The sequence below is a fragment of the Clostridium sp. genome, from assembly GCF_036639235.1.
Lineage (GTDB): Bacteria > Bacillota > Clostridia > Clostridiales > Caloramatoraceae > Clostridium_AB.
Window position 1 is genome coordinate 83,459 of record NZ_JAVWJB010000004.1, and the last position, 8,640, is coordinate 92,098.

Consider the following 8,640-nt stretch of genomic DNA (forward strand, 5'->3'; position numbering starts at 1 on the left):
ATGTCAGATATACTAAATTTAATATTTTCAACTGAATTTGCTTACTCTGTAATTAGAGTTACTACCCCTATATTATTTGCAGCACTAGCAGCACTTATTTCAAATAAGGCTGGAGTTGTTAACATAGGTATTGAAGGTATAATGCTTATGTCAGCACTTGTTGGTGTAATAGGAAGTGCATTTACTCAAAGTGCATTCCTTGGAGTTGTTTTTGCAATGGCAGCAGGGGCTTTAATGGCACTTGTACTTGCTTATTTTGCACTTAACCTTAAAACAGACATAATTTTAGGTGGTATTGCACTTAACCTATTTGCTACTGGTGGAACAGTGTTCCTTCTATATGTAGTATCAGGAGATAGAGGAGCTTCAACTTCACTTTCAAGTTTAACTGTTCCTCAAATTACAATTCCACTTATAGATCAGATACCAGTAATTGGACCAATACTTTCCGGACATAATCTTCTAACATACCTATCAGTTATAATGGTTGTTGTTGTTTCATACTTCCTATATAAGACTCCAACAGGTCTTAAGATTAGAGCAGTAGGTGAAGCACCACATGCAGCTAGCTCAGTAGGTATAAGCGTTAGAGGAGTACAATATAAGGCGCTTATTATAAGTGGTCTACTTTCAGGTCTTGCAGGGGCATATATGTCAATGGGATACCTATCAATGTTCTCAAACAACATGACAGCAGGTAGAGGATTTATAGCACTTGCTGCTGAAGCAATGGGACGTGGAACTCCTATTGGAACATTTATAGCATCACTTGTATTTGGTTTTGCAGATGCACTATCAAGTACATTACAGGTTTTAAGTATTCCAGTAGAGTTTATACAGATGATTCCATACCTAACTACAATTATAGGACTTGTAGTATACTCAGCTTCAAGAGCTAAGAAGGCTAACAAGTTAAAATAATTAAAGGAGGACTAACAAATGATAAAGAGACCTATAATTATTGACTGCGATCCAGGACATGATGATGCTATAGCACTAGTTTTAGCATTTGCAAGTGAGAAACTTGATGTTAAAGGAGTTACAATAGTTGGTGGTAACCAAACACTAGATAAGACTTTAACTAATGCATTAAAGGTATTAAGCTTTGCTGGTATAGATGTACCTGTAGCTAAGGGTGCAGACAGACCTATTATGAGAGACCTTATAATAGCACCAGAAGTTCATGGAGAAACAGGACTTGATGGACCTGACCTTGGAGAGGCAACACTTAAGCCAGTAGACATGGAAGCTGTAGAGCTTATAGCTAAAATAGCTTCAGAATCAAATGAAAAGATAACACTAGTTCCAACAGGAGCTTTAACTAATATAGCAAGATTTTTACTTGCATACCCACAGCTTAAAGAAAAGATTGAAATGATAAGCTTAATGGGAGGAGCGGCGGACCTTGGTAACTGGACTCCTTCAGCTGAGTTTAACATATTAGTAGACCCTGAAGCTGCAAAGATAGTATTTGAATCAGGAATACCAATAGTAATGTCAGGACTTGATGTTACACATAGAGCTCTAATTTTTAAAGAAGATATTGAAAGAATTAGAAATGTAGGAAACAAGGTTGCTGTAATGGTTGCAGAGCTTATGGACTTCTTTGAAAAATTCCATATGGATATGGGATTCGAAGGAAGCCCACTACACGACCCTTGTGCAGTTGCATACCTAATTGACCCTTCAATATTTACAGGGAAGATGTGTAATGTTGAAGTTGAAACTGAAGGTGAATTTACACTGGGTTCAACTGTAACAGACTATATGGGAGTAACTAATAAGGTTAAAAATACTAATGTATTATTTGATGTAGATAGGGAAAAATTTGTAGATATGTTAGTAGAAGCTGTTAAAAAGTACAACTAGGAGGATTCGTTATGAATAAGATGCCAATTCTTATAGATTGTGACCCAGGAGTTGATGACTCACTTGCAATTTATCTTGCATTATCACATGAAGGTTTTGATGTTAAGGCAATTACAGTGGTTGGAGGAAATGTTTCTCTAGATAAGACATCAGCAAATGCACTTAATCTTGTAGACTATCTAGGACATGATATAAAGGTCGCTAAGGGTTCAAATGGACCACTTGTAAGAAGCCTTGAAATTGCAGATCATGTACATGGTGAAAGTGGAATAGGTGACGTTTCACTTAAGGCTTCAACAAGAAGCTTTTATGAGAAAAATGCCTATGAAACAATAAAAGAAGAAGCAATTAAAGCAAAGGGTGAATTAAATATTATTGCACTAGGACCGTTAACTAACCTAGCAGTAGCTATTAAGAGCTACCCAGAAATTAAGACTCTTATTAAGGGTATTACATTAATGGGGGGAGCTGCTAGAGGAGGAAATGTAACTCCATGTGCAGAGTTTAATATATATGTAGATCCAGAGGCAGCTAAGATTGTTTATGAGTCAGGAATTCCTATAACTCAATTAGGACTTGATGCAACTCATAAAGCATTCTTAACAGGGGAAGAAGTAGACAACATGGCACTTAGCATGACTAGTGACAAAGCTATTAATGCTGTTAAACTTCTTAAATATACTCAAAAACTATGTGAACAGTTCGGTAATGAGGGGATCGTTATGCACGACCCATCAGCTGTAGCTTATATGATAGATAGTAGTATATTTGAGTGTCACCAATATCATGTAGATATAGAGACAAAGGGAACATTAACAAGAGGTAAAACAGTTGTTGACTTTGACAACGTTACTAAAAAGCCTAAAAATGTTAATGTTGCATTAAATACTGACAGAATAAAGTTTATTGACCTAATTCAAAGTATGCTTGACTATTATAACGCTAAGTAAAATAAGTATAATGGAGGTATATGCGGTGAAGGCATGGGAATACGAAAGAGAATTAACAGACAATGCAGTTCCTGTTATATTAAGTGAAGAGGAACAAACTTGGGAAGAAATGCTTGGAGAAAGTTTCCACGAAGATGAAAAAGTAAAGTTATTATGGGGTAGTAATGTACCAGGTTCAGGAGCTCCTGAGAGAGTATTAATTGGAGGAATCCAATCAATGCACAACATGGGCTATGATGTAACTTCAGCAGAAGCTTTAATTGATAGAGCTTTAAAGGCACTTAAAGAAGACGATATGGGTGACCTTAATAAGGTTACAGCAATGGTATTCTATGAATTATCAAAGGCACCTAAAATAGAAGGGCATCCATTCTGGAATTTTGCTCAATATGATACTTTCGAACAAATGGAGAAAAATGCTATATTCCATAAGTATGACAAGATAGATGTAAGTTCTAAGGACTTTGAAGAGAGAAATTATTATGGATGGCTTGCACAAATTTGTGCAGGGGCTTTTGGTACAGCACTTGAAGGATATACAACTGATAAGCTTCGTGAAGCTTTCGGTGAAATAAGAGGCTATGTTAGAAAGCCAAACACATATAACGATGACATAACTTATGAGTTAGCATTCTTAAAAGCATTTGATGACTATGGATTTGAAGTATCAAGTGCACAAATTGCCCATGAGTGGGTTGCACTTGTTCCAGCTGGTTGGTCAGCAGAGGAAATTGCACTTAGAAACATAAGACTTGGTGTATATCCTCCAATGAGTGGTTACTTTAACAATCCATGGAGAGAGTGGATTGGTGCACAGATGAGGGGAGCTATCTGTGGTATGGTAGCACCAGGAAATCCATATGAAGCAGCTAAGCTTGCATTTAAGGATGGTATAATCTCACACCATAACAACGGAGTACTTGGTGAAGTATTTAATGCTGTAATGGTATCACTTGCATATGTTGAAACTGATATTAGAGTTATAATTGAAAAGGCTATGGATTCAATTCCAAAGGACAGCGAATATTATAGTGTAATTAAGTTTGCACTTGATAAATGCATTGAGCATGGTGAATGGGAAAAGGCATGGAGAGAATGTGAAGAGAAGTTTGTTGAATACAACTGGATTCACGCATACCCAAACGCTGCCTCAGAAATAGTATCATTATGGTTCGGTAATGGAAGCTTCGACGAGACAATGTACATTAGTGCAATGACAGGTCAAGACGTTGATTGTAACGCAGCTCAAATTGCTACTATTATAGGTATCATTTCTAAAGGTGAAGAAATCACATCAAAGTGGACAGATCCTATAGGAGATGACCTAATTACATATGTTCGAGGAATGAAACATATGAAAATAAGCGAATTAGGAAAGTGGACTACTGAGAGTGTAAGAAAACATTATTAAAAGGTGGTAGTTTCATGGGGGTTACAATAAAGGATATTGCAAAGGCAAGTAATGTTTCTATTGCAACTGTTTCAAGAGTGATCAACAACAAGGATGAAGGTGTAAGTGAAGTCACTAGAGAAAAAATAAAAAAGATTATGAAGGAAATGGATTATAGACCAAGTGGTATTGCAAGGGGACTTGTAACAAAGAAAACCCACACAATAGGTCTTATAGTACCTGATATTAGCAACCCTTTTTTCCCTGCTATAGTTAAGGGAGTAGAGGATGCTGCATCTAGCAGTGGATATAATATTATTCTTTGTAATTCAGATGATAACCCTAAAAAGGAAGTAGCTAGTATTAATATACTTCAAGAAAAATGTGTAGATGGAATAATCTATATAGCTGCTAACAATACATCTAATGAAGGTGTTAAGTTATTACAGGAAATAGGAATTCCATTTGTACACATAGACAGAGAAAGTGATGATATTAAGTGCTCTAGTGTATCAACAGATGGTAGGCTTGGAATGAAAAAAATAACTAATTTTCTACTTGAAAATGGTCATACTTCAATAGCCTATATAAAAGGTTCGGTAACTAGAGATAGACTTGAAGGGTTTAGGGAAGCATTAGGTGAGTATGGAGTAAATATAGATGATAATCTTATATATAATGGAGATTTTAGACTTAAAAGCGGAGAGGAAGGTGCTAAGCACTTTTTAGAAACTGGAGTTAAGTTTACTGCAATTGTATGTGAGAACGATCTAATGGCTGCTGGTGCCATAGATTATCTTTGGAAAAGTGGGGTAAAGGTACCTGAGGATGTATCGGTTACAGGATTTGATGATATTTATATATCACAGCTTTTATACCCAAAGCTTACAACTGTTAATCAACAGACATATGAAATGGGAAGACGTTCTGTTGAGGCACTGCTTAAAAGCATATTAACAAGTTCAGCTATATACGAGAAGATAATGCTAGAACCAAGCATAGTAGTTAGGGACTCGGTTAAAAACATAAGATAATAGGAAAGATGCCTATTATTAAATAGAAAATTCTATAAAAAAGCTGCTAACAATAGGTTAGCAGCTTTTTTAGCACGTTAAATTGCTAAAAATAGAAAATAAATAGAAAGCTAATAGAAAAAGTATAGAAAAACGTAAATAATTTTAGGATATTATAGAAATGTTCTATATGTAATATTAAAAATATATGTTAATATATAATAAATAATGAGTAACATAGGAGAAGATTATGGAAAAGTTATGGTCTGATAAAAGATATCATTCTTTAAATTATTTCTTAAGGAATAAATTTGGTCATAAGGTATTCAAAATTTCTCTAGACGCTGGATTTACATGTCCAAACAGAGATGGAAAGGTTGCAAGGGGAGGATGTATTTTCTGTAGTGCAAGAGGATCAGGAGACTTTGCAGGAACAGAGAGTACACTTACTAAACAGTTTAATGAGGTTAAAGCTGTTATGGAGAAGAAGTGGAAGAGTGGGAAGTATATTGGATATTTCCAGGCATACACTAACACCTATGCAAGTAAGGAAATACTTAAAGAAAGATATGAAGAAATACTTAATATTGACGATGTTGAAGGGATAGCTATAGCTACAAGACCTGATTGTTTAGATGATGATGTTCTTGAAGTATTAGCTGAAATATCTAAGAAGAAATATATATGGGTAGAACTTGGACTTCAAACAATTCATGACAAAACTGCAAAGTTTATAAATAGGGGACATGACTTAAATTCCTTTGTTGAAGGAGTTAAAAAGCTTAGAAAGTTAAATATAGACGTTGTTGCACATATTATCTATGGACTTCCATACGAAACAAAAGAAATGATGATGGAAACCTTAGATTTTGTAGCAAACTCTCCAGTGCAGGGGGTTAAGCTTCATCTTTTACACGTAATGAAAGAAACAAGACTTGAAAACGTTTTCTATAATTCGGGGTTCGACCTTTTAGAGAAGGACGAGTATGTTAAGCTTATTGTTGATTCTATAGAAAGACTTCCAGGGGAGATGGTTATTCATAGACTAACCGGGGATAGTCCAAGGGATATGCTAATAGGACCTATGTGGAGTCTAAATAAGTGGGAAGTATTAAATTCTATAGACGATGAGCTGCTTACTAGGGGTAGTTACCAAGGTATCAATTATAAAGAAAGTGAGCAGATTATACAAATGTATAGATAGGGGGATTTAGAATGAGGTATACAATTGAGGATGTAGCTAAGAGAGCTTCAGTATCAATATCGACTGTATCTAGAGTACTTAATAATAATTATCCTGTTAAAAAAGAAACTAGAGAAAGAATCGAAGAAGCTATTAAAGCACTTGACTACAAACCAAATCCTCTTGCTAGGGGGCTAGTAAGTGGAAAAAGTAACATTATAGGTATATTAGTACCAAACCTAAAAAGTCTAATATATACGGAGATGATTTCATATCTTGAAACTAACCTTTCAAATAATGGATATGATGTTATGATTACAACTACAAATAGCCATAAAGAAGAAGAGATAGAGGCTATTAACAGATTCTTAAATAGATCTGTAGACGGTATTATTATTATAGAAACTGAATTATCAAGGGAAGATGAGTTTTTAAAGCCAATATCAGAAAAAACTCCAGTTATTTTTGTTAATGCTCATAATGAGAAGTTTAACAATGTATATGTTGATAATAAGGAAGCGGTTGAAAATGTTATAGGCTATCTATTAAAGCTTGGACATACTAAGGTAGCTATTGTATCTGAGGAAGATAATAAGGTACATGAAGAATGTATTAAACATTATAAAGAATACGCTAGAAGTCAAGAGCTTTACCCTGTTATATTTAAGATTAAGCAGGAAAGTCTTGATAATGAACATGTTGATATACTTGAGGATCAACTTGAAAGTAAGGGATATGTTCTAGGGCGTGATATTACATCATTTATAGTATGTGATGACTTAGTTATGATGAGAACTATTAATGCATTATCAAACAGAAAGGTAGAAATACCAAAGGATATTTCTGTTATTAACTTAAAGAATACTACATTATCTAAAATAGTTAACCCAAGTATTTCAACTATAGATATCTCTCCAAACAAAATAGCAGATACTGTAGCAGATAAGATCCTGACTCTATTAAAGGATAAGGAATTTGTTATTGAGGGAGAGAAGGTTTACACAGGTATTATTGAAAGAGATAGCTGTAAAAGTCTTATAAGACAAGTAAATAGTAAGCTAGAGGATTACTTCCTATAGACACTTAATTATTAATATTTACATATAATAAAATACATGATTTGTTTAAATTTTAAGTATTGTATTTTTATAAATTAAGTAGTAAAATTACCTAGAGAAGTAAAGATTAGAAACAATGGCGTTTCATTTAGCATATGTATAGTGAATATATATGTTTGTGAAGCGTCTATTTTTATATATATGGGGAGGATATTATGGAAAAGCTAAGTGGAGCATATTGTAAGAAAAGTATATCAGATGTATTTGCAGTTAATGTATTTAACGATAATGTTATGAGGGAGAGACTACCTAAGGCTACTTATAAGGCACTTAGAAAAACAATAGATGAGGGAAGTACACTAGAAGGCCCTGTTGCAGAAGTTGTTGCAAGTGCAATGAAGGATTGGGCAATTGAAAGGGGAGCAACCCATTATACTCACTGGTTCCAGCCAATGAACGGGGTAACAGCAGAGAAGCATCAATCATTTATTTCACCAACATCAGATGGTAAGGTAATAATGGAGTTTTCAGGTAAGGAACTTATTAAAGGTGAGGCAGATGGTTCATCATTCCCATCAGGTGGACTTCGAGCTACATTTGAAGCTAGAGGATATACTGCATGGGACCCAACATCACCAGCATTCTTAAAGGAAGATGAGGGTGGAGTTACACTTTGCATTCCAACAGCATTCTGCTCATTTACAGGGGAAGCACTGGATAAGAAAACACCTCTACTACGTTCAATTGAGGCTTTACAAACACAGGTGCTTAGAGTACTAAGATCACTTGGTAATACAGAATCTAAAAGAGTAATTACAACAGTTGGACCAGAACAGGAATATTTCCTTGTAGATAGAGAATTATATAAAAAGAGAAAAGACCTTGTATATACAGGAAGGACTTTATTTGGAGCAAAGCCTCCTAAGGGACAAGAGATGGATGACCATTACTATGGATGTCTTAAAGAAAGAGTTGCTTCATTTATGAAGGATTTAGATGAGGAACTTTGGAACCTTGGAGTACTTGCTAAGACTAAGCATAATGAGGTTGCACCGTCACAGCATGAACTTGCACCTGTATTTACAGAGGCTAATATAGCAACTGACCACAACCAATTAACAATGGAGGTTATGAAGAAAATTGCAGCAAGACATTCACTTGCATGTCTTCTTCATGA

Annotated in this window: 8 protein-coding genes; all 8 read left to right on the forward strand. The window is 34.9% G+C overall.

Annotated features, from left to right (window positions below; translation table 11 throughout):
- Positions 1 to 921, forward strand: coding sequence for an ABC transporter permease (locus RR539_RS02335; protein WP_332483372.1), 921 nt, complete (start codon positions 1 to 3; stop codon positions 919 to 921).
- Positions 922 to 939: 18 nt separating this feature from the next.
- Positions 940 to 1,869 (forward strand): pyrimidine-specific ribonucleoside hydrolase RihA, encoded by a 930-nt coding sequence (rihA, locus tag RR539_RS02340; RefSeq protein WP_332473420.1) that lies wholly within the window; start codon positions 940 to 942, stop codon positions 1,867 to 1,869.
- Between the two features lie 11 nt (positions 1,870 to 1,880).
- Positions 1,881 to 2,819 carry a nucleoside hydrolase gene (locus RR539_RS02345; RefSeq protein WP_332473421.1) on the forward strand — a complete coding sequence of 313 codons (939 nt, stop codon included), beginning with the start codon at positions 1,881 to 1,883 and terminating at the stop codon, positions 2,817 to 2,819.
- Positions 2,820 to 2,844: 25 nt separating this feature from the next.
- Entirely contained in the window at positions 2,845 to 4,230 is a 1,386-nt protein-coding gene (locus tag RR539_RS02350) for an ADP-ribosylglycohydrolase family protein (RefSeq protein WP_332473422.1), read from the forward strand.
- A 14-nt stretch (positions 4,231 to 4,244) separates the two neighbouring features.
- A complete protein-coding gene (locus tag RR539_RS02355) occupies positions 4,245 to 5,243 on the forward strand; it encodes a LacI family DNA-binding transcriptional regulator (protein WP_332474610.1) in 999 nt (332 codons plus the stop codon).
- Between the two features lie 229 nt (positions 5,244 to 5,472).
- On the forward strand, positions 5,473 to 6,426 hold the full coding sequence (locus RR539_RS02360) for a TIGR01212 family radical SAM protein (protein WP_332474611.1): 954 nt from the start codon (positions 5,473 to 5,475) through the stop codon (positions 6,424 to 6,426).
- Positions 6,427 to 6,437: 11 nt separating this feature from the next.
- Complete coding sequence (locus RR539_RS02365) at positions 6,438 to 7,484, forward strand: LacI family DNA-binding transcriptional regulator (protein ID WP_332474612.1); 1,047 nt, start codon at positions 6,438 to 6,440, stop codon at positions 7,482 to 7,484.
- 194 nt (positions 7,485 to 7,678) lie between these two features.
- Positions 7,679 to 8,640, forward strand: a 962-nt coding sequence (locus RR539_RS02370; RefSeq protein WP_332483374.1) for a glutamine synthetase III, incomplete at its 3' end; no start/stop codon positions are given.

Excerpts from the sequence above, each read along its gene's own strand:
- RR539_RS02335 (WP_332483372.1), top strand. The coding sequence starts at position 1 with ATGTCAGATATACTAAATTTAATATTTTCAACTGAATTTGCTTACTCT.
- rihA (WP_332473420.1), top strand. The coding sequence starts at position 940 with ATGATAAAGAGACCTATAATTATTGACTGCGATCCAGGACATGATGAT.
- RR539_RS02345 (WP_332473421.1), top strand. The coding sequence starts at position 1,881 with ATGAATAAGATGCCAATTCTTATAGATTGTGACCCAGGAGTTGATGAC.
- RR539_RS02355 (WP_332474610.1), top strand. The coding sequence starts at position 4,245 with ATGGGGGTTACAATAAAGGATATTGCAAAGGCAAGTAATGTTTCTATT.
- RR539_RS02360 (WP_332474611.1), top strand. The coding sequence starts at position 5,473 with ATGGAAAAGTTATGGTCTGATAAAAGATATCATTCTTTAAATTATTTC.
- RR539_RS02365 (WP_332474612.1), top strand. The coding sequence starts at position 6,438 with ATGAGGTATACAATTGAGGATGTAGCTAAGAGAGCTTCAGTATCAATA.